Annotated in this window: 20 protein-coding genes; 7 read left to right on the top strand and 13 right to left on the bottom strand. The window is 70.3% G+C overall.

What is annotated here, in order from left to right; genetic code table 11:
- The first annotated feature begins 110 nt into the window (after nucleotides 1-110).
- Nucleotides 111-1463: an APC family permease gene (locus ACFUTX_RS10645; protein WP_378863913.1), complete on the top strand. Its 1353-nt coding sequence runs from the start codon at nucleotides 111-113 to the stop codon at nucleotides 1461-1463.
- Between the two features lie 18 nt (nucleotides 1464-1481).
- Here ACFUTX_RS10645 and ACFUTX_RS10640 read toward each other — a convergent pair whose 3' ends face one another.
- A complete protein-coding gene (locus ACFUTX_RS10640) occupies nucleotides 1482-2366 on the bottom strand; it encodes a DMT family transporter (RefSeq protein WP_378863910.1) in 885 nt (294 codons plus the stop codon).
- On the bottom strand, nucleotides 2363-3598 hold the full coding sequence (locus ACFUTX_RS10635) for a serine hydrolase domain-containing protein (RefSeq protein ID WP_378863907.1): 1236 nt from the start codon (nucleotides 3596-3598) through the stop codon (nucleotides 2363-2365). Before ACFUTX_RS10635 ends, ACFUTX_RS10640 begins: the two co-directional genes overlap by 4 nt.
- 104 nt (nucleotides 3599-3702) lie before the next feature.
- Between ACFUTX_RS10635 and ACFUTX_RS10630 the strand changes: the two genes are divergently transcribed.
- Together ACFUTX_RS10630 and ACFUTX_RS10625 are read left to right on the top strand one after the other, a co-directional pair.
- Nucleotides 3703-4014 (top strand): DUF2470 domain-containing protein, encoded by a 312-nt coding sequence (locus ACFUTX_RS10630; RefSeq protein ID WP_378863905.1) that lies wholly within the window; start codon nucleotides 3703-3705, stop codon nucleotides 4012-4014.
- A 48-nt stretch (nucleotides 4015-4062) separates the two neighbouring features.
- Nucleotides 4063-4716: a heme oxygenase (biliverdin-producing) gene (locus tag ACFUTX_RS10625; RefSeq protein ID WP_378863902.1), complete on the top strand. Its 654-nt coding sequence runs from the start codon at nucleotides 4063-4065 to the stop codon at nucleotides 4714-4716.
- Here the strand turns inward: ACFUTX_RS10625 and ACFUTX_RS10620 are convergent.
- The gene (locus tag ACFUTX_RS10620) at nucleotides 4704-6083 is read right to left on the bottom strand and encodes an ATP-dependent RecD-like DNA helicase (RefSeq protein WP_378863899.1); all 1380 of its coding nucleotides are present in this window, start codon (nucleotides 6081-6083) and stop codon (nucleotides 4704-4706) included. The two genes, ACFUTX_RS10625 and ACFUTX_RS10620, sit on opposite strands and share 13 nt — an antisense overlap.
- Before the next feature lie 181 nt (nucleotides 6084-6264).
- Between ACFUTX_RS10620 and ACFUTX_RS10615 the strand changes: the two genes are divergently transcribed.
- On the top strand, nucleotides 6265-7275 hold the full coding sequence (locus ACFUTX_RS10615) for a hypothetical protein (RefSeq protein WP_378864645.1): 1011 nt from the start codon (nucleotides 6265-6267) through the stop codon (nucleotides 7273-7275).
- Between the two features lie 13 nt (nucleotides 7276-7288).
- Here ACFUTX_RS10615 and ACFUTX_RS10610 read toward each other — a convergent pair whose 3' ends face one another.
- The 3 genes from ACFUTX_RS10610 to ACFUTX_RS10600 all read right to left on the bottom strand — a co-directional run bounded on the left by ACFUTX_RS10610 (nucleotide 7289) and on the right by ACFUTX_RS10600 (nucleotide 10665).
- Nucleotides 7289-9232, bottom strand: a complete 1944-nt coding sequence (locus ACFUTX_RS10610) for a cytochrome c oxidase assembly protein (RefSeq protein ID WP_378864642.1) — start codon at nucleotides 9230-9232, stop codon at nucleotides 7289-7291.
- Between the two features lie 270 nt (nucleotides 9233-9502).
- A complete protein-coding gene (locus ACFUTX_RS10605; RefSeq protein ID WP_378863896.1) occupies nucleotides 9503-9790 on the bottom strand; it encodes an HU family DNA-binding protein in 288 nt (95 codons plus the stop codon).
- 284 nt (nucleotides 9791-10074) lie between these two features.
- A complete protein-coding gene (locus ACFUTX_RS10600) occupies nucleotides 10075-10665 on the bottom strand; it encodes a TetR/AcrR family transcriptional regulator (protein ID WP_378863893.1) in 591 nt (196 codons plus the stop codon).
- A gap of 152 nt (nucleotides 10666-10817) precedes the next feature.
- On the opposite strand from ACFUTX_RS10600, the gene ACFUTX_RS10595 reads away from it, so the two are divergent.
- Complete coding sequence (locus tag ACFUTX_RS10595; RefSeq protein WP_378863890.1) at nucleotides 10818-11648, top strand: alpha/beta hydrolase; 831 nt, start codon at nucleotides 10818-10820, stop codon at nucleotides 11646-11648.
- A gap of 32 nt (nucleotides 11649-11680) precedes the next feature.
- On the opposite strand, the gene ACFUTX_RS10590 is transcribed toward ACFUTX_RS10595, so the two are convergent.
- Nucleotides 11681-12778 (bottom strand): alpha/beta hydrolase fold domain-containing protein, encoded by a 1098-nt coding sequence (locus ACFUTX_RS10590; protein WP_378863887.1) that lies wholly within the window; start codon nucleotides 12776-12778, stop codon nucleotides 11681-11683.
- Nucleotides 12779-12899: 121 nt separating this feature from the next.
- Here ACFUTX_RS10590 and ACFUTX_RS10585 point away from each other — a divergent pair, with 121 nt between their 5' ends.
- Nucleotides 12900-13769, top strand: a complete 870-nt coding sequence (locus ACFUTX_RS10585; protein ID WP_378863884.1) for an ion channel — start codon at nucleotides 12900-12902, stop codon at nucleotides 13767-13769.
- 177 nt (nucleotides 13770-13946) lie between these two features.
- Here ACFUTX_RS10585 and rpsN read toward each other — a convergent pair whose 3' ends face one another.
- From rpsN to ACFUTX_RS10565, 4 genes are all read right to left on the bottom strand, one after another.
- A complete protein-coding gene (gene rpsN, locus ACFUTX_RS10580; protein WP_204981132.1) occupies nucleotides 13947-14252 on the bottom strand; it encodes a 30S ribosomal protein S14 in 306 nt (101 codons plus the stop codon).
- A gap of 3 nt (nucleotides 14253-14255) precedes the next feature.
- Nucleotides 14256-14426, bottom strand: coding sequence for a 50S ribosomal protein L33 (gene rpmG / locus ACFUTX_RS10575; RefSeq protein ID WP_005051772.1), 171 nt, complete (start codon nucleotides 14424-14426; stop codon nucleotides 14256-14258).
- On the bottom strand, nucleotides 14426-14662 hold the full coding sequence (gene rpmB / locus ACFUTX_RS10570; RefSeq protein WP_013584774.1) for a 50S ribosomal protein L28: 237 nt from the start codon (nucleotides 14660-14662) through the stop codon (nucleotides 14426-14428). Before rpmB ends, rpmG begins: the two co-directional genes overlap by 1 nt.
- A 139-nt stretch (nucleotides 14663-14801) precedes the next feature.
- Nucleotides 14802-15506: a DNA-3-methyladenine glycosylase gene (locus ACFUTX_RS10565; protein WP_378863881.1), complete on the bottom strand. Its 705-nt coding sequence runs from the start codon at nucleotides 15504-15506 to the stop codon at nucleotides 14802-14804.
- Between the two features lie 77 nt (nucleotides 15507-15583).
- On the opposite strand from ACFUTX_RS10565, the gene ACFUTX_RS10560 reads away from it, so the two are divergent.
- Nucleotides 15584-17203 carry an MFS transporter gene (locus tag ACFUTX_RS10560; RefSeq protein WP_378863878.1) on the top strand — a complete coding sequence of 540 codons (1620 nt, stop codon included), beginning with the start codon at nucleotides 15584-15586 and terminating at the stop codon, nucleotides 17201-17203.
- Nucleotides 17204-17379: 176 nt separating this feature from the next.
- Here the strand turns inward: ACFUTX_RS10560 and ACFUTX_RS10555 are convergent, their stop codons facing one another.
- Nucleotides 17380-18789, bottom strand: coding sequence for a hypothetical protein (locus tag ACFUTX_RS10555; protein WP_378863875.1), 1410 nt, complete (start codon nucleotides 18787-18789; stop codon nucleotides 17380-17382).
- Nucleotides 18779-19570: a TIGR03943 family putative permease subunit gene (locus tag ACFUTX_RS10550; RefSeq protein ID WP_378863873.1), complete on the bottom strand. Its 792-nt coding sequence runs from the start codon at nucleotides 19568-19570 to the stop codon at nucleotides 18779-18781. Before ACFUTX_RS10550 ends, ACFUTX_RS10555 begins: the two co-directional genes overlap by 11 nt.
- Nucleotides 19571-19579: the final 9 nt, after the last annotated feature.

The following is a 19579-nucleotide window of genomic DNA, read 5'->3' as shown; positions in this document are numbered from 1 at the left end:
CGGGCGGCCAGCCCCGCCGAGGACCCCGACCGGACCGAGCACGGCAATGTCAAGACCTCCCCGCAAGGCCGACCGGTGCCGCAGGGTGAGAGGCGGGAAGGACTTCACTCATGAACAACGATCTCGCCACGGCCTCTCCCGACGCCGCCCCCGTCGGCCTCAAGCGCGCCATCGGCACCCCGCTGCTCTTCGCGTTCATCGTCGGCGACACGCTCGGCGCCGGCATCTACACCCTCGTCGGCTCCATGTCGGCCGACGTCGGCGGCGTCATCTGGCTGCCGCTGCTCATCGCCCTCGTCGTCGCGCTGCTGACTGCCGGCACGTACGCCGAGCTCATCACGAAGTACCCGCATGCGGGCGGTGCCGCCCGCTACGTCGACCGTGCGTTCGGCATCCCGTACCTGTCGTTCCTCGTCGGATTCCTCATGATGGCGTCGGGCATCACGACGGCCGCGGCGCTGGCGAACGCCTTCGCGGGCGACTACCTCAGCGAGCTCATCGACCTGCCGGCGATCCCCACCGCGATCGCCTTCATCGCCGTGCTCACGCTCATCAACCTGCGCGGCGTGCGCGAGTCGCTCACCGCCAACCTCGTGGCGTCCATCATCGAGGTGACCGGGCTCGTGATCGTCATCGTCCTCGCCGCCATGGTCTTCGGCAGCGGCGGCGGTGACCCGTCGCGCGTGCTCGAGTTCGCACCGGACGTGCCTCCGCTGCAGGGCGCGTTCGCGGCATCCGTCATCGCCTTCTTCTCGTTCCTCGGATTCGAAGCCGCCGCGAATATGGCCGAAGAAGTGCGCAATCCCTCGAAGTCGTACCCCCGGGCGCTGTTCGGGGCGATCGCCACGGCAGCGGTCGTCTACCTGCTGATCGCGCTCGGCGCGGTGATCGTGGTGCCGCCGGCCGAACTGGCGGAGTCGACCGGACCGCTCCTCGACGTGGTCGCCGCGAGCGGCATCGCCGTGCCCACCTGGCTGTTCAGCCTCATCGCGCTGGTCGCCATCGCCAACGGCGCCCTGCTGTTCATGGTGATGGCGAGCCGCGTCGGCTACGGACTCGCGGAAGCCGACCTGCTGCCCCGCGCGTTCGGACGCGTGCTGCCCAAGCGCCGCACGCCGTGGGTGTCGATCCTGGTGGTCGCCGGCGTCACCATGGCGCTGACCGTGGTCGGCGACGTGTCGACCCTCGCCGAGACGACCGTGCTGCTCCTGCTGCTGGTGTTCCTGTCGGCGAACGTCAGCGTGCTGGTGCTGAAGAAGGACAAGGTCGACCACCCGCACTTCACGGTGCCGCGGATCGTCCCCGTGCTCGGCATCATCGCCTGCATCGTGCTCCTCACGCAGCAGACCGGGATCGTCTGGCTGGGCGCCGCGGCGTACGTCGTCGTCGGATCGGTGCTGTTCTTGATCGCCCGGGCCGGGCGGCGGCGCGAGGCTCGCGCCTCCGAGCGCGCCGCGCGCTGACCGACGAGTGCACCCCGGTCAGGCGAGCGGCTCCGCCGTGCCGCGGGCGGCGCGCGCCGAGGCGCGGACGGCCCCGATGCTCGCAGCGATGACCAGGCCGATCCCGACGAGTTCGAGCCACGCGAGCTCCTGCCCGAGAAGCACGAAGCCCGCGAGCGCCGCGGTGGCAGGGGCGAGGCTCATCAAGATGGCGAAAGCGGATGCCGGGAGCCGGCGCAGGGCGATCAGCTCGAAGGCGTACGGGATCGTCGACGACAGCACGGCCACGGCGGCGCCCAGCGCGACGAGCTGAATCTGCAGAAGTGCCGGACCCGCATCGAGGATCCCGAACGGCAGCGACACGACGGCGCCCACCGCCATCGCAAGGGCCAGCCCGTCGAGCTTCGGGAAGGCGCGACCGACCCGTGCCGAGGCGAGGATGTAGAACGCCCAGCTGGCGGCCGCACCGAGGGCGAAGAGCACGCCGACCAGGTCGAGGTCGTCCCATCCCCCGCCGCCGAGGGCCACCACTCCCGCGAAAGCGAGGAGCGCCCACAGCCAGGCCGATGCGCGGCGCGCCGCGACGATCGACAGCACCAGCGGACCGAGCACCTCGATCGTGACGGTGACACCGAGCGGCAGTCGCTCCAGCGCGAGGTAGAAGAGTCCGTTCATCACCGCGAGGACGAGACCGAACTGCACCACCGCGACCCAGGCGGCGCGGGAGTGTCCGCGCAGGGACGGTCGCGCGATGGCGAGGAGCACCAGCGCGGAGAAGAAGAGCCGGAGCATCACCATGCCGAGCGGGCCGACCTGGGGGAAGAGCAGGACGGCGAGAGACGCGCCCACCTCCTGGCAGGCGAGGCCCGCCACGACAAGCAGTGTCGCGGGGCCCGCCCCCGTGCGGGGCGTGGGCGTGCTCACGCGGCCGGGGCGCAGCGTGCCCGTTCGGAGATGGTCTGGTGGTACTGCTCAGCCGTCCACGGCAGGCCCGCCTCGGGGGCGGTCTCGCCGGCCGCCGCCGGGGCCTTCGAGGCGATCGCCGCCAGCTCCCACGCGAGGTAGCCGCCGAAGCTGGCGCCGGCGCCGGAGTTGTTGAGCACCACGGCCACCGTGAGGCCCGTGGCCGGGTCGGCGAAGGCCGCGCTCGTGTACCCGGGAACCGAGCTGAACTGGCCGATGAGCGAGCCTGCCTGCACGGCGCCCCCGGCCACCGTGTACCAGGACGGGAGTCCGGAGCGCGGCGGCTTGGGATCGGCGAAGCGGTCGTCGACCTGGGGCTGGAGCGCGCCCGTGGCGAGCGCCTGGGCGTAGGTGGCGAGGTCGTCGATGTCGCTCACGACACCGCTGTCGGTGTAGCCGGTGGTCGGCGACAGGTCGGTGATGTCGACGGGTTCGAAGCAGTTGAGATTGCCGCCCTCGCCGGTACGGGAGTGCAGGCCCTCGAGCACGTTCTCGCTCGTGAACCCTCCGAGTCGCGTGGCATCGAGGCCGAGGGGCTGCGCCACGTACTCCTCGAAGAGGTCGGCCGCCGGCGCCTGCAGAGCCCGTTCGAGGGCGAGGCCGAGGAGCACGTACCCTGCGTCCGAGTCGCGGTAGGCGGCACCAGGCTCGCCGGTGCGCGGCAGGCCGAGCCCGAAGCTCGCGAGCTCGCGCGGGTTCCAGCGACGATCAGGGTTGACCAGCCACGTGCGGAGAAGCTGATTCGTGTACGACCCGATGCCCGACGTCCCGTCGCACAGCTGCTCGAGCGTCACATCGGTGAGGAGTGGGACGCTCGCCACCCAGTCCGAGACCGGATCGTCGAGTTCGACCTTGCCCTCGGCTGCGGCCGCGTAGAGCACGTCGCACGTCATCGAGCGCGCGAAGCGACCCGCGCGGAACTGCATGTCGGCGGTCACTTCGTCGCCGCCGCCCACCTTCTGCGTACCGAGGCCGGTGACCCAGCTGCCGCTCCACGGCGCCCACACGCCCACGATCGCCCCGGATGAACCGGTCGCAGCCATCGCGTTCTCGACGGCGCCCCGAAGCTGCTCGATCGTCGCGTCGGGCAGCGAGGCGTCGGCCTGGGGAGGAATGTCGATCTCGACACTGCGCTCCGGGGCGCACCCGATCAGAGCGAGGCCGAGGACGAGAACGGCGGAGACGGCTGCCACAGCGCGCCGACTTCTGCGATGGATCCGCATACTTCCCCCGATGATCTCCATAGATTCAAACACACGCCGACCTGGGCAGAAGTCGGTACTCGTAGGGTTGTGGAATGACCCACGTCTTCGATATGTCGGTGCGCGACGCGGTCCTCGCCCACATGAACGGCGACCACGGTGACGACAATCTCCTGATCGCGCAGGCCTTCGGACCGGGTGACGACGTGGTGTCCGCGACGATGACGGGCTTCGACGGCGACGGCGGCAGCTGGGAGGCGCACCTCTTCGACGGCTCGCGCACCATCGTCCGCGCCGCGTGGCTCGGCGGGGCCATCACCCAGCGGCCGGAGGTGCGGCGCGAGATCGTCGCCCTGTACGACGAGGCGTGCCGGCGGCGTGGTGTCGAGCCGCGCCCCCACGGCTGATCGAAATCCGCAGAGGTTAGGTGACCCTAAATCTCCTACAATGAGGCCATGAGCGACCCGATCCCGTTCTCGACCGCCCTTCGAGAGCGCTCCAGCCGCGCGCATTCGTCCAGCGAGCACTCCGGCTTCATGGCCGATCTCGTGCAGGGTCAGGGCACGCGCGACGACTACATCGCTCTGGTCGCCCAGCACTGGTTCATCTACGAGGCGCTCGAGCGCACCGCCGAGCAGATGCGGAACGATCCCGTCGCGGCCGTGTTCATCAGCGACAAGCTCACACGCCTTCCGGCGCTCGAGGCCGACCTCGAATTCCTCGTCGGACCCGACTGGCGTGAGGCGATCCGGCCGCTCCCCACGACCGAGCGCTACGTCGCCCGCATCAACGAGGTCGGCGCGACGTGGGCAGGGGGCTTCGTCGCCCACCACTACACCCGCTACCTCGGCGACCTGTCCGGCGGCCAGTTCATCGGGCGGCTCATGGCCCGGCGGTTCGGGTTCGACACCAACGGCATCGGCTTCTACCTCTTCGAGGACATCGCCGACCCGAAGGCGTTCAAGGACGTCTATCGGGATCAACTGGATGCCGCGCCCTGGGATGCCGCCGAACAGGAGCGCGTGATCGACGAAGTGCTGCTCGCGTACCGCTTCAACACCGAGCTGTTCGCCGATCTCGCCGACGCGAAGGCCGCTCAGGTCGCCTGAAGCTTGGCCTGCGCTCGCTCCCGGTAGACGGCGGACATGAACCTCATCACGTCGGGGTCGACGCGGATGTCGCTCGGGCGCAGCGGACGTGAGAGGTAGAGGCCCTCGAGCGACGTCAGACGCGACAGTGCAACGTACGTCTGCCCCGGCGCGAAGGCACCGGATCCCAGATCGACGATCGCGCGGTCGTAGGTCTTGCCCTGTGACTTGTGGATCGTCACGGCCCACGCGAGCCGCAGCGGGAACTGTGTGAACTCGGCGACGATCTCGCGCGACAGCGACTTCGACCCTGCGTCGTACGCGTAGCGGAACCTCTCCCACACGGCCGGTTCGACGTCGAACTCCTGACCGTCGACCTCCACCCGCACGGTTCCGCCGGCGATCCGGGTCACCGTGCCGATCGTCCCGTTCACCCAGCGGGGCGGTTCGCCGTAGGACTGGGTGTCGTTGCGCAGGAACATCACCTGGGCCCCGACCTTCATCTTGAGCTCGACGTCGGCCGGGTACGCGGCATCCCCCCTCCCGAAATCCCCGTTGATCTCGGCGACCGCGGTCTGCTCTCGGCCGACGAGCTCGGAGAGGTGACGCCGGTTGATGTTGTTGACGATGTCGTTGCGGGTGGCGAGCGTGATGATCGGGTGCTCGCCGTCCTTCGGGTCGGGAGGTGTGCGGGCGCCGGTGTCGTTCAGCACCTGCGCGATGTCGGCGGTGACCCGCCCGTAGCGCACGGCGTTCAGCATCGCCTTGAACGCGGGGTCGGACTGGCGGTGGATGTCGACCAGCTCGCGGATGTGCAGGTCGGCCCCGTACGCGCCGACGTCGATGATGCCGTCACCCGCCGCTTCGCCGACCCACACCTTCGCGTCGAAGAACCAGAACGAGCGGTAGTGATCGCGGATGTACCGCATCTCGTCGCCGCGCGGCGGCACGGGTGCCAGCTGGTAGGGATCGCCGAACATCACGATCTGCACGCCGCCGAACGGCTCGGCCCGCCGCCCGCGGGCCTGCCGCAGTGAGCGGTCGATCGCGTCCATCAGGTCGGCGTTGACCATCGAGATCTCGTCGATGACCAGCGTGTCGATGGCGTTCAGGATCTTCCGGGCCGCATCGGACTGCTCGATCTCGCTGTTCGCGATGAGCCCGATCGGCAGCCGGAACAGCGAATGGATCGTCTGCCCCTCGACATTTAGGGCCGCCACGCCGGTCGGCGCGCACACCGCGATCTGCTTGCTCGTGTTCCACGCCAGGTGCTGCAGCAGCGTGGACTTGCCGGTGCCCGCACGACCGGTCACGAAGACGTGCTCGCGAGTGTCTTCGATGAGCCGGAACAGCGCCTCCTGTTCGGCGGACAGCGGGGGCGTGGTCACCGATTCATGTTAACCAGCGGATGCCGCGAGCCGGCGCCTCCCCGCCGATCCGTGGACGCGCATCACCCTCCGTGACGGCGGGAGAAGCCGCTCGGACGGGTGTTCCTAGACTGGGCTCGTGGAGCAAGGCGCCGTGGACACCGCACCGACCCGCGGTCGCCGGCGCGGTCTCGCGTTCGACATGACGATGCTCGCCATCGTCGGCGTGCTCCTCATCGCGGCCGCCGTCGCGGCCTTCGGTGCGATCCAGCAGCAGTTCTACAGTCCGACGGCGTTCGTCGAGCGCTACCTGGGGATGCTGTCGTCCGGGCGCGCGGCCGAAGCGCTCACCGTCCCCGGCGTGCGGGTCGACTCCGCGCAGCTGGAGGCGGCCGGGCTTCCCGCCACCGCCTCCGAAGCCCTGCTCCGCAAGGCCGCCCTGGCTCCGCTCACCGACGCCGAGGTGGTGTCGGAGACCGTCGACGGTGCGATCACGGCCGTCACGGTCCGGTACGAGGCCGGCGGGTACCCCGGCACGACCACCTTCCACGTCGAACGAGACGGCTCGGTCGGGATCGCCCCCACGTGGCGTTTCTCGACCAGCCCGCTCGCCGTGATGCAGCTCGTGGTGAAGGGCTCGATGCAGTTCACCGTGAACGGCTTCGAGCTCGACAAGCGTCAGGTCTCCGCCGAGGGGGCGGATGCCGATCCCCTCGCTCCGCTCCCCCTCCTGGTGTTCTCCCCCGGCGTGTACTCCGTCGCGGTCGACACGGCCATCTCGGCGACCCCGGGGGTCGCGGTACTGTCCGACGCGCCGCTTCACAGCATCCCCGTTGAGGTCCAGGCGCAGGCGACCGAGGAGTTCGTCGCCGTCGTGCAGGAGAAGGTCGAGGAATTCCTCACCGCGTGCGCCACCCAGCAGGTGCTGCAGCCGACAGCCTGCCCGTTCGGATACGTCGTGCAGGACCGCATCGATTCGCTGCCCCAGTGGTCGATCGCGCAGCAGCCGAGGGTCGAGGTCGAACCGGAGGGCGCCGGGTGGAGCATCGTCCCGGCTCAGGCCGTCGCTCACATCGACGTCGCCATCCGGTCGCTCTTCGACGGGTCGGTCAGCCAGGTGAGCGAGGACGTCCCGTTCGTGGTGGGCGGACGGATCTCGGTCCTCCCGGACGGCACGGCCTCGATCGTCGTGACCGGACCCGACACGCAGTAGTCCCGCGCCGCGGTCAGCCGAGAGTGCGCGCGTCACGCGCCGCCAGCTCGGCGAGCCGCGCGTTGTACTCCTCGAGCTCGGCGTCACCCGTGCGGTCGGCGTGGCGGTCACGGCGCTTCTGGTCGCGCGCGTCGCTGCGGCTCCACTGGATCGCGACGGTGATCGCGAGGATCAGCGTCGGGATCTCGCCGATCGACCACGCCACGCCGCCCCCGAAGTACTGGTCCTCGAGCGGCGGCAGACCCCACGTCCGGCCCATGGACCCGAACCACTCCGCGACCATCAGCCCGCTCTGCATCATGATCGCGATGCCGAAGAAGGCGTGCATAGCCATGATGCCGATGAGAAGCAGCAGCCGCCCCGGATACGGCAGACGGTACGGCACCGGGTCGATGCCGATGAGCGTGAGCACGAACAGGTATCCGGTGAAGAGGAAGTGCGCCACCATCCACTCGTGCCCGAGGTGGTCGTACAGCGACCAGCGGAACAGGTCGGTGTAGTAGAAGACCCACAGCGAGCCGATGAACAGGCCGGCGGCGACAAAGGGGTTCGTCAGCACCCGCGCGACCGGCGAGTGCACCGCCCACAGGATCCACTCGCGCCCGCCGCGCGTGCCGTCCTCGCGCTTGCGGATCGCTCGGGCCGCGAGCGTCACGGGCGCGCCCGCCACCAGCAGGATGGGGACCGCCATGGTCAGCAGCATGTGCCCGACCATGTGCATGCTGAAGAGGTAGTCCTGGTACACGTTGATGACGCCGCCGGTCACCCACACCAGCAGCAGCAGTCCCGCGACCCACATGATGGCGCGATAGGCCGGCCAGCTGTCGCCGCGGCGACGCAGCCGCCACACGCCGACGAGGTAGAAGAACACCCCGAAGCCCGCGGCGACCGCCCACAGGATGTCGACGTTCCAGGCGGTGAGCCAGCGGTCGGGCGTCAACGCGGGCGGCAGCGGCGCTCCGCTGAGGATCTCCGCGGGCGTGCGGGCGGCCGGGGGCGCGGCGGCCACCGGCGGAGGGGTGCGTGCCAGCGCCGCCGCGGCGCCGCTCGCCACACCCATCAGCGCCAGCTCGACGGCGATCAGGGTCCAGAAGGTGCGGGATGCCGCATCGTCCCGCAGCCGGCCGATCAGCCGTGCGCGGTACCAGGCGCCGAGCGCGCCGAGCGCGATGAGCGCGACGACCTTGATCATCAGGATCAGGCCGTACGGGGAGAACAGCGCCTGCCAGTCGCGCAGTCCGATGGCCGCCCGGACGGTTCCCGAGAGGGCGACGACCACGAAGGCCGCCAGGGCGATGCTGGAATAGCGCGCGAGGACGTCCGCGAGTCGATCCCGGCCGAGGAGCGGACGCACGAGCACCATGAGCAGCAGTCCGCCCAGCCACGCCGCCGCGGCGATGATGTGCAGGATGAGAGCCGCCATCGCCTCGTGGTGGAACGCCTCGTCGCCGGAGTGGCCCTGGGTTCCCATCGGGACGAGCGCGGCCAGTGCGAGGATCGCCACGAAGAAGGTCGCCGTCCACGAGCGCACCGCGAACGTGAGCACGGTGAGCGCGGCCCCCGCCACCGTGGTGATCAGCCACGTGCGCCCCACCTCGGTCTCGACGAGGAAGCGCCCGAGCTGCGCGCCGAACTCGGGGCCGGCGTCGACCTGCGGGTTGAAAGCGTCGACGAAGGTGAGGAAGCCGGTCGCGGCCGCCGCGACGGTGAAGATCGCGGCCGAGATCGATGCGGTGTCGAGAGCGACGTCGAACTCGCGCTCCCCCGCCCGCAGCGCGAAGAGCGCCGTGACGAGCGTGCCCGCCATCCCCGCCGCTGACAGATTGACGAAGAGCTTCGCGGTGGGCAGGCCCCACCGGGCGAGCGGGCCGGGGTCGCCGATGGCCAGCGGGGCGGCGCCTCCGCCGTAGGCCAGTGCCCACACGAGCACGACGAGCGCCGTCACGACGAGGATCACCGGCCCCGCGACCCGCAGCGCGAACGCGGGGTCGGCCCGCCGAGACGTCTCGCGCGGCGCGTCGGCGCGGGTGCGAGTGGGCGTCTGGGTCACCCGTCCAGCCTACGTCGGCGTGATCATCCGTCGACCCGCGCACGCATGCAGAAGGGGGATGCCGCGGCTCGCGGCATCCCCCGATTCGATGAGGTTTCGATACGGGCGCTCGCGCGCCCTACTCAACCTGACCCGAATCGCATCAACGCCGCATGCGCGGCATTGATCCGACTCGCGTCACTTCACCGCAGCCTTGAGCTTCGAGCCGGCCGTCACCTTGACGCGCTTGCCCGCGGGGATCTTGATCTCCTCACCCGTCTGCGGGTTGCGGCCGGTGCGAGCGGAGGTCGCGACCTGCTCGAACGAGATCCAGCCGGGGATCGAGACCTTGCTGCCCTTGGCGACCGCCTCCGAGACGGTGGAGAAGAGGGAGTCGAGCACGCCCGAGACGGCGGACTGGCTCTGCCCGGTCGCGCTGGCGATGCTCGCGACGAGTTCGGTCTTGGTGATGGACTTGTCGGCCATGGGGATTGTCCTCCGAAGGCGACGGGACGCCGCCCTGTTCATTGCTCGGACCGGACGGCGAAAGCCCCCCGGCTGGTCGGATCGACCGCCTCGAATGTACCTGACATCGGCCGCAGATCCGCGTATTTCCGGGGTTTCGGGCCGTTCCACACGGCGTGTCGGGACGAAAGTGACCGGTGTGAACGATGTGGCGCGCCTCCGAGCGGGCGGCAAAGGGGCGCAGAGGACCGTCGTCCGCGGGGGGCGATCGTCGCCCGCGACCCCTCGGCGAACCTTCGACCTGCTCAGGGGCGGTGCGACGAGATCACGCCGCGCGCGGTGCGCGCGAACGCCGGAGCCACGCGGTCCTGACCGTCGAGGTAGCCGCCCACCAGCGCGGCGTCGCGCAGCAGTACGAGCGAGGCGGCGAGCCCGGCCGGGTCATCGAGCCCGGCGGTGGTCGCCAGGTGCTCGAGCGTCGACCGGAACCACTCCCGGTGCTCCGCGATCAGGTCGCGCACGGGTCCCTCGTCGGGGTACTCCGCGGCGGCGTTGATGAAGGGGCACCCGCGCGTGTGGCGCAGCCGGATGTCTTCGGCGATCCCCTCGATCACGAGTTCGAGCAGCACGTCCGGGTCGTCGGATGCCGCGCCCGCGGCGTCGAAGAGCCCCCGGAGCTGGTCGTCCTCACCGCGCAGGTAGGCGAGCACCAGCCCTTCCTTCCCCTCGAACTGCTTGTACATCGTCGCGCGGGTCACCCCGGCGGCCTCGATGATGCGGTCCACCCCGACGGAGTGGATGCCTTCGCCGTAGAAGAGCTCGGTCGCGGCATCCAGCAGCCGCTGTCGTGCGGATGAAGGGCGCGTCGTCGCGGTGGGGGTGGGGGCGGTGCTCATGGTGTGTTCTCCGGGTCCATCGTGCCACCTCGTGCGATTGCGGATGTCAACGGGAATAGCGTTGCGTAGATAGAACGTTCGGTCTACCATCAGGGTACACCGGCGATCACGAGCCGGACCCAGAATCACGAAGACACCGACAGGAGATCGACATGGACACCACGACGAAGACCCCCATCGTCCTCATTCACGGCCTCTGGATGACGCCGAAGAGCTGGGACACCTGGGCCGAGCGCTTCCGCGCCGCCGGCCACCCGGTCATCGTCCCCGGCTGGCCCGGAATCGACGACCGCTCGGTCGACGACATCCGCCGCAACCCGGCCGCGCTCAAGGGGATCGGGCTGAAGCAGATCGCCGACAACTACGAGCGCATCATCCGCGACCTGCCGCAGAAGCCGATCATCATCGGCCACTCCTTCGGTGGAGTGCTCACCCAGATGCTCGCCGACCGCGGACTCGGGGTGGCATACGTCGGGGTCGCGCCCGGACAGACCGCCGGAGTCACCACGCTTCCGCTCTCCACGCTGTGGACGGGCACCCCGATCCTCTCGAACCCCTTCGACATCAACGGCGCGAAGCCGCTGAGCAAGCGCCACTTCCACTTCACCTTCGGCAACGACCTCCCGCGCAGCGAGTCCGACAAGCTCTGGGACGAGTACGCGGTCAACTCCTACAACCGCGTGTTCTTCGAGGGCGTCACGTCCGTCGTCAACGAGAAGGGCGGCGTCACCCACGTCGACTACGGCCGCACCGACCGCGCGCCGCTGCTCATCATCACGGGTGAGATCGACCACGTCGTCCCCCCGGCCATCGGCGAGGCGATCGTGAAGAAGTACAAGAAGTCGGGCAGCCCGGCGGTCGTCGACTACAAGACCTTCCCGGGTCGCACCCACCGCCTCGTCAGCCAGGCCGGCTGGGAGGAGATCGCCGACTTCGCGCTCGAGTGGGCCACGACCCACGCCGTGAAGGAGACCGCCGCCTAGAGCGGATGCCTCGCGCCGTCCACCGTCTGCGGTCAGACGTGCAGGCGGCGCAGCGCGGCCACGACGTCGTCGTGCCAGCGTCGCGCAGCGGGAAGGACGCGCGTGAAGATCGGCGTGTCGTGCGTGACGCCGAGGTAGCGCACGGCGCTCGCATCGACCCCGGCCCGACGCAGCGCGGCGGCATACGCGTCGCCGTCACCCCGGAGAGGGTCGAACTCGGCCGTGAGGATCACCGCCGGAGGCAGCCCGGCGTGCGACGCGGCCCGCAGCGGCGAGGCGTACGCGTCGCGGGCCGATCGCCTGCCCGGCAGGTAGGTGCGCGCCACCGAGCGCAGCTCGCGCAGCACCAGGAACCGAGGGATGCGGAGGGCCCGGGTCGCGCGCAGGTCGAGGCTGCCGCCCGTGAGGTCGACGACCGGGACCTCGAGCACCTGCAGCCGCAGCGGAAGCCCCGCCCCGTCGCGATTCATGAGCGTCACTGCGGCGGCCAGCCCAGCCCCGGCCGACGTGCCGAGCAGCCCGATCCGGTCGCGGTCGATCCCGAGGTCGGTGGCGTGCTCGAACAGCCACCGCAGCGCCGCGTACCCCTGCTCGACCTGCGTCGGATACCGGTGCTCCGGCGCGAGGGCGTAGTCGACGGCGACGACCGCGACCTCGGCGTCGACCGCCCGCCGGCGGAACGCGGCATCCGTCGTCGGATAGTCGATGCCGCCGATGCGGAAGGCTCCCCCGAAGAACGCCAGCACCGCAGGCGTCGGCTTCTCGTCGCCGCCCGGCGGGTGATAGATGCGGACACGCACCGGAGGACGGCCCGCGACCTCGACGGTGTGCTCGGTGGTGCGGATGTCGGGGCCCGGGGTGCCCACGTTCTGAAGCTCGGCTCGATCCCACGCGAGCGCCGCCCGGCGGTGCTTCTCGCGCGGCGTCAGCGCCCGCTTGGGTTTCTTCGTCTTCGCGCCCGCCGAGGTCGGCGCGGAGGCAGGCCCCGAGGCGGGACGCGGCGCGGGCACGGGTGCCCGCCCGAAAGGCCACAGCGCCGTGAGGCGCTTGCGCACCGATCCGAGCGCCTGATCGAACAGGTACCGGCGGTGAACCCGCAGGCGCTCCTCGAAGAACGGGTCGAGCGGCATCCGCATCCTCCTCCAGGCGCTCGATTCTAGATTCCTCTGCCCACCGTCCGGCGGGGGTTGACCGACTGATCGACTCCGCCGCCGGGGCCCCGGGCCGACACTTCGCGGATACTGTGGGCCCATGGCAGCCGTGAGCACCGTCGTCGGCGTCGTCATGATCGTCGTTGCACTGAACGACGTCTTCCACACGCTGCTCCGACCCGCGTCCACCGGGCGCCTCACCACCCTCGTCTTCCGCTCGGTGTGGGGGCTCTCGCGGGGGCGCCGGACCCTGCTCGTGGTCGGGGGGCCGCTCACCGTCCTGCTCACCATCATGGTGTGGATCGTCCTGCTCGCGTTCGGCTGGGCGCTGGTCTACCTGCCGCACGTGCCCGATGGATTCTCCTACAGCGGCGTCGATCCCGAGCAGTACCACCCGTTCCTCGAGTCGCTGACGTTCTCGCTCGTGGCCCTGACCACGCTGGGCCTCGGCGATGTCGTGCCCGCCGAACCGCTCATCCGGCTGCTGTCACCGCTCGAAGCGCTCACCGGGTTCGTGCTGCTCTCGGGGGCGGTGTCATGGTTCATGCAGCTGTATCCCGCGCTCGCCCGGCGTCGCGCACTCGCGATCGAGCTGACGAGCATGCACGCCGCCGGCATGACGACGCTGCCTCCGGCGGTGACGTCGGGGGTCGCGGCATCCGTCGTCTCGTCCGTCGCCCGCGCGATCGCGGAGCTCACCGCCGACCTCGTCCAGAACACCGAGATCTTCTACTTCGCCGAGAAGGACGAGCGACTCTCGGCGGCACGAGCGGTCGGCTATGCGATGGAACTGCGGGATGCCGCGGCCTGCGCCGAGGATGCCGACGTCCGCCTCGCGGGAGCGGTGCTCGCCGAGACGCTCGACGAACTCGGGCGCGTGCTGACGGACCAGTATCCGCACGTCACGGGCGACTCGACCGACGAGGTGCTGCGCGCGGTCGCCGGAAGCCACGGCTACACGTTCGGCTGAGCAGGCGCCGTCCGAGGGTCCGGCGGAGCCCCGGCCGGCCGCGCCAGTTTCCTGCGAGCGCTGCGTCGCGCGAGGTAGCGCTCGCAGGAAAGTGCCGCGCCCGATGTTCGCGAACGAGCCGCGCACAGCAGAAAGGCCCGGAGTTCCGAGGAACTCCGGGCCTTCAGGCGGTGATGCTTACCAGCTCGACTTGGTCACGCCGGGCAGCTCGCCACGGTGAGCCATGTCACGGAAGCGGACACGCGAGATGCCGAACTTCGTGAGGACACCACGGGGGCGGCCGTCGATGACGTCCCGCGAGCGCAGACGAACGGGCGACGCGTTGCGGGGCAGCTTCTGCAGGCCCACGCGAGCGGCCTCGCGCTGCTCGTCGGTCGAGTTGGGGTCGACGAGAGCCTTCTTCAGCTCGGCGCGCTTGGCGGCGTAGCGGTCGACGACCTCCTGGCGCTGCTGGTTGCGCGCGATCTTGCTCTTCTTAGCCATGGATCAGCGCTCCTCTCGGAATTCGACGTGCTTGCGGATGACCGGGTCGTACTTCTTGAGCACGATGCGGTCGGGGTTGTTGCGACGGTTCTTGCGCGTCACGTAGGTGTAGCCCGTGCCGGCGGTCGAACGCAGCTTGATGATCGGACGGACGTCCTGTGCCTTCTTGGCCATTAGAGCTTCACACCCTTCGCCTGAAGGTCACGCACGACCGCCTCGATGCCGCGGGCGTCGATGACCTTGATGCCCTTGGCCGAAACGTTCAGCTTGATGTTGCGACCCAGCGACGGAACGAAGTAGGTCTTCTTCTGCACGTTCGGGTCGAAGCGACGCTTCGTCCGGCGGTGCGAGTGCGAGATGTTGTGACCGAAGCCGGGAACTGCTCCAGTCACCTGGCACACTGCTGCCATAGTGATGTCTCCTTAGTACCGTGGAGCCGGACGGCCCCACCCAAGATCCCTTGTCTGCACCCCGCGTCTCACCCGGCCCGTGAAGGCCCGGAGGAGAGTGGGATACGAACTGCGTGCTGGAGTGCGCGCAGACAAAGAGTCAGTCTAGCACGGCAGGTGCTTCGGCCCCGACACGGGCGGCCTCGGCCGCGACCTGGGCGCCACGACCCCACCGGAACGCCGACACGGTCGGCTCACCCGGAATCCAGAACCGCCACGGGAACGCGGCAGTTCCCGCTTCGCCGGCCACGCCCACGCGCGGTCCGCGGGCGATCCCGGTCAGGGGCTGGCCCGGCAGCGTCAGACGCGCGACAGCCCCGTGGCGCGGCTCGCCGGTGATCGCGTCGATGCCGTCGTGAAGCGGATGCCGCAGCCCGACCGCATCGCCCAGGCGACCCGGGCCGCGGGCCAGGTCGCGCGGCGTGCGCGCCGCGGGGCGGCGGCGGGACGCGGCATCCGTCCCCTCGATCACCTCCCCCGCGCGGAGCAGGATCCCGCCCGCCGTGCCCACCGGTCCGCACACCACGTTGACGCAGGAGTGGATGCCGTGGGAGAGGTAGACGTACAGGTGCCCGGGCTCGCCCCACATCGTCGCATTGCGCGCGGTCGGACCCATGCGCGCGTGCGAGCCCGGGTCGGCGAGGTCGCCCGTGCCGAGACCGTGGTACGCCTCGACCTCGGTCAGCCGCACGACGACCGTCTCGCCCCCGACCTCGGTGGTGAGGTGCGCGCCGAGCAGCCGGGGGGCGACGTCGGCGGGAAGTCCGAGGAAATCGTCGCGGGTGGCAGGGCGGTGCTCGGACATGCCGGGAGTCTACGCATCGCGCATCTCACCTGGGTCAGGCGATTCCGCGGGACGGCGTCGGTCGCTAGCATCCGGCCATGAAGCGGTGGATCGTGCTCGTCCTGCTGGGTGTGTCGCAGTTCGTGATGGTGCTCGACAGCACCGTCATGAACGTGTCGATCTCGACCGTCGCCGCCGACCTGGGCACCGACATCGGCGGCATGCAGGCCGCGATCACGTTCTATGCGCTCACCATGGCGGCGTTCATGCTCTCCGGCGGCAAGCTCGGCGACAAGTGGGGGCGGAGCGCGGCGTTCCGCATCGGATCGATCGTCTACGGGATCGGGTCGCTCACCACCGCGCTCGCGCCGAACCTCACCGTGCTGCTGTTCGGATGGTCGCTCGTGGAGGGCCTGGGGGCGATCCTCGTGATCCCGGCGATCGCCGCCCTCGCCGCCATCAACTACGACGGGCGCGAGCGCGTCATCGCCTTCTCGGCGCTCGGCGCGATCACGGGGTTCGCCGCCGCAGCCGGCCCGCTCATCGGCGGTCTGATGACGACCTATGCGTCGTGGCGGTACGTCTTCGTCGGCGAGACGGTCATCATGGTGCTGGTCCTGATCTTCTCGGGCCGCGTGAAGGACAAGCCCGGCGACCGCAGCCTGCGGATCGACCTGCTCAGCGTCGTGCTGTCGGCGAGCGGGATGGCGATCCTCGTCTTCGCGGTGCTGCAGAGCAAGACGTGGGGCTGGATCGTGCCGCTCGCGCCGCCGGAGATCGGCGGCGTCCCCCTCGCGCCCTTCGGGGTGTCGCCGGTCGCGTACCTCATCGTCGTGGCGATCCTCGTGCTCGCGTGGTTCGTTCGCAGGCAGAAGAAGCTCGAGAGCACAGGACGGATGCCGCTGCTCAAGGTGAGCATGCTGCGCATCCCCGCGCTGCGGAGCGGGCTGACGATGTTCCTCGCCCAGTACTTCGCGATCGCCGCCCTGTTCTTCGTCGTGCCCGTCTACCTGCAGACGATCCTCGGGTACGACGCACTGCAGACGGGCCTGAAGATCCTGCCGCTCTCGGTCGGCCTGATCGTGTTCTCGGTCGTGGGCTCGCGCCTTTCGACCGTGCGGTCGGCTCGCAACATCGCACGGATCGGGCAGTTCACGCTGGGTCTCGGCCTGTTCGTCGTCTTCGCCGCAGTGCAGCCCGAGCTGACCGATCTGCTGTTCGCGCTCGGCATGTTCGTCGTCGGCGCCGGGTTCGGGCTGCTCGCGTCGCAGCTCGGCAACGTCAACATGTCGGCGGTCTCGTCCGAAGACACGTCAGAGGTCGGCGGTCTGCAGGGCACGTTCCAGAACCTCGGGTCGTCGTTCGGGACCGCGATCGTCGGCTCGGTGTTCATCCTGCTGATGACGGCGGGCTTCGGCTCGGCTGTGTCGGCGAGCACGACGCTGTCGGAAGACGTGAAGCGGCAGGTCGTCGAAGCCACGGCCGACGGGGCCCCGATCATCTCGCAGGAGCAGGCCGAGCAGGCCGTGCTCGACGCGGGCGGCAGCCAGGAGGTCGCGACCGAGGTCGCGCAGACGTACGCCGACACGCAGGTGCAGTCGCTGCGTCAGTCGCTGTTCCTCGTGTTCGCGCTCACGCTCATCGGGATCGTGCTCGCCCGAGGTCTGCCGTCGACGATCCCGGTGCCCGAGCCCGCGAAGCGATCGACCTCGGGCTGAGCCGGGCTTGGCGCAGCTGGCCCGCGGTGCCTGCCTCGTCGGCGGGCTCCCGCGGCCGGAACCGGCGTTCGCGGCTGCTCAAACGAGGAGCGGATGCCGATTCCGACCGCGCGGGACCGACGGCGCTACCGCACGAACCCGACGACGCGAGAGCCACGAACCGTAACGCGCCGAGGTCAGACCGGGGGCACCTGGCACCACGAGACGGATGAACCCGTGAGCGCGACGAGCGGCTCGCCGGAGGCGATGTCGATCACACGGGTCTCGGGGCGCTCGGGCAGCGGCAGCTGGTAGGTGTCGTAGGGGTTCGAGATCGCGTCGGGCGCGACGAGAACCGCGGCGTAGCGGGCGCTGGGCGACACGCACACCTGCAGCACGGCATCCGTCTCGGGCACCTCTGACAGCAGCGTCGTCTCGCCGTCGGGAGCGACGAGCGAGATCGACGTGCGACCGGTCGGGGTCTCACCGTCGAGCACCGCCGCGGTGCGGATCGTCGAGCCGTCGGGCAGCGGCGTGACGGTGGTCGCGGGCCCGACATCACCTGCCGGCTCCACCAGCGGCTCCTCCGTCGCGTCGGTGAGGTCGAGCGTCGCCATGCCGTCGACCCGCTCGATGATCGCCTCGGACGAGCCGCGGGCGATGCCCTCGATCGTGACCGCGCTGCCGAGGGCGGTCGCACCGGCGCCGTCCGACCCGGTGAGCAGCAGCGATCCGTCGAACGACAGGAGCAGGATGCTGTCGGTGTCGGGCACGAAGCGCCACTCGGCGATGCGAGGGTCGGCGCCCTCCACCTCGACCGCCTGCGGCGCCGCGTCTGGCTGCTTCAGCGACGCCGTGTAGAGGCGGCTCTCCCGCCCGCTGTCGGCGTCGAGGTCGGCATCCGAGAAGGTGTACCCGACGACGTCGCCGCGATCGGAGCTCTGCAGGTTCGACGCGAACCCGTCCCCGGGCAGGGGAAGTTCGCGGGGGTTCCCCCCGTCGAGGTCGGTCATGATCAGCCCGGCCTGGTCGTCCTCGGTGCGCACCGAGATGACGAGGTGCGTCGAGGTCGCCCGGAAATCCTCGATGTGCCCGTGGGTGAAGATCGGCTCGGCGTTCTCACCCGACAGGTCGGTGCGGAAGATCGTGTCCTCGCCGTCGCCGCGCTGCAGCAGCTCGATGTGCGCGGCGGGCGTGCGGAAGGTCTCGGTGATCGTCGCGGACGGGCCGCCGGCCACCGACTGGACGTCGCGGATCTCGACCCGGTAGTCGGTGTCGTCCCACAGCGGCAGCGTGAACCGCACACCGACACTGCGCCCCGCTGTGTCGACGGCGAAAGGCGTGTCGGGCGTGACCGTGACCTGAGAGGCGTCGACGTCGGCGAGCGACTGCGTGGTGGTCACGATGAGCCGGGACCCGGATGCCTCGACCGCCGCAGCCGGATCGACCTGCACGTCGGTGACCCGCGGTCCGAGCGCCACCGTCGCCGCCGCGCCGGCGAGTCCGATCACGGCGAGCACCCCCACGACGATCGCGAAGGCGGAGGCGAACGCCCGACCCCGCCGCCGCCGTCCGCGGGCGCGGCGGGTCGCCGGCTCAGTACTCATACGGATCCTGCGGCTCGTCGATGCGCTCCACGGAATCGGCGTCGATCTGCAGCCGCCCGTCGGACGTCGCCCGCACGGTGCCGGTGACGGTCACCCATTCGCCGGTCGCGGGCGCGGAGCCGCCGGCCACGGGCAGGCTGGCCGGCTGCGCATCGATGACGCAGTGGGTGATGACGAGGCGCGTGAGATCGAAGTCGCCGTCCTCGCCGGGCGTGACGAAGCCGGTGAGCTCGATCGGATCGCCGTCGAAGGCGTCGGGATCGGTCGCCGTAGCGAACACGGTCGCCCATTCGCCGACCCCGAACGACGACGTGTCTCCGCTCGAGGCGAGGGTGACGGCATCCGATCCCGCGAACAGGGGAGTGGCGCCGACGTCGCGCGACATCGCCAGGTCGGCCGACAGCGACGCGGGCGGCAGCACCAGCGTCAAGACGACGACACCGGATGCCGCGACCCCGCCGGCGACGGTCGCCGCGGTGCCGATCCGGCCGCTGTGCGAGTGCGCGTGAGTCGCCAAGACACGCCGTTCCTCGGCCGGCCCCGACGGCGTGTCTTGGCGACTCGACGGGGATGGACCGTGGTCGTGCCCGTGGTCGGCCTCGGCGCCGAGCGGAAGAGCGAACGACGCCACGGCGCCCACGAGCGCGACGATCGACATCGACACCGCGAACCACGTCGAGTCGGGGTTGATGTAGAGGTTCAGGCGTCCAGTGATCGCGAGCGAGATCGTGACGACGGCGAGGATCGCGGCGAGCCCGACGCCGAGCCACCGCGTGCCCACCCATCCGGC

This window comes from Microbacterium sp. NPDC057407, assembly GCF_042803895.1.
Classification (GTDB): domain Bacteria; phylum Actinomycetota; class Actinomycetes; order Actinomycetales; family Microbacteriaceae; genus Microbacterium.
Note: the sequence above shows the minus strand (reverse complement) of the source record. Positions and strands in the feature narration are given on the sequence as shown.

Coding starts and splice junctions, on each gene's coding strand:
- ACFUTX_RS10645 (WP_378863913.1), top strand. CDS start 111: ATGAACAACGATCTCGCCACGGCCTCTCCCGACGCCGCCCCCGTCGGC.
- ACFUTX_RS10625 (WP_378863902.1), top strand. CDS start 4,063: ATGAGCGACCCGATCCCGTTCTCGACCGCCCTTCGAGAGCGCTCCAGC.
- ACFUTX_RS10585 (WP_378863884.1), top strand. CDS start 12,900: ATGGCAGCCGTGAGCACCGTCGTCGGCGTCGTCATGATCGTCGTTGCA.
- ACFUTX_RS10615 (WP_378864645.1), top strand. CDS start 6,265: ATGACGATGCTCGCCATCGTCGGCGTGCTCCTCATCGCGGCCGCCGTC.
- ACFUTX_RS10595 (WP_378863890.1), top strand. CDS start 10,818: ATGGACACCACGACGAAGACCCCCATCGTCCTCATTCACGGCCTCTGG.
- ACFUTX_RS10590 (WP_378863887.1), bottom strand. CDS start 12,778: ATGCCGCTCGACCCGTTCTTCGAGGAGCGCCTGCGGGTTCACCGCCGG.
- rpmB (WP_013584774.1), bottom strand. CDS start 14,662: ATGGCAGCAGTGTGCCAGGTGACTGGAGCAGTTCCCGGCTTCGGTCAC.
- rpmG (WP_005051772.1), bottom strand. CDS start 14,426: ATGGCCAAGAAGGCACAGGACGTCCGTCCGATCATCAAGCTGCGTTCG.
- ACFUTX_RS10565 (WP_378863881.1), bottom strand. CDS start 15,506: ATGTCCGAGCACCGCCCTGCCACCCGCGACGATTTCCTCGGACTTCCC.
- ACFUTX_RS10600 (WP_378863893.1), bottom strand. CDS start 10,665: ATGAGCACCGCCCCCACCCCCACCGCGACGACGCGCCCTTCATCCGCA.
- ACFUTX_RS10555 (WP_378863875.1), bottom strand. CDS start 18,789: ATGAGTACTGAGCCGGCGACCCGCCGCGCCCGCGGACGGCGGCGGCGG.
- ACFUTX_RS10630 (WP_378863905.1), top strand. CDS start 3,703: ATGACCCACGTCTTCGATATGTCGGTGCGCGACGCGGTCCTCGCCCAC.
- rpsN (WP_204981132.1), bottom strand. CDS start 14,252: ATGGCTAAGAAGAGCAAGATCGCGCGCAACCAGCAGCGCCAGGAGGTC.
- ACFUTX_RS10560 (WP_378863878.1), top strand. CDS start 15,584: ATGAAGCGGTGGATCGTGCTCGTCCTGCTGGGTGTGTCGCAGTTCGTG.
- ACFUTX_RS10605 (WP_378863896.1), bottom strand. CDS start 9,790: ATGGCCGACAAGTCCATCACCAAGACCGAACTCGTCGCGAGCATCGCC.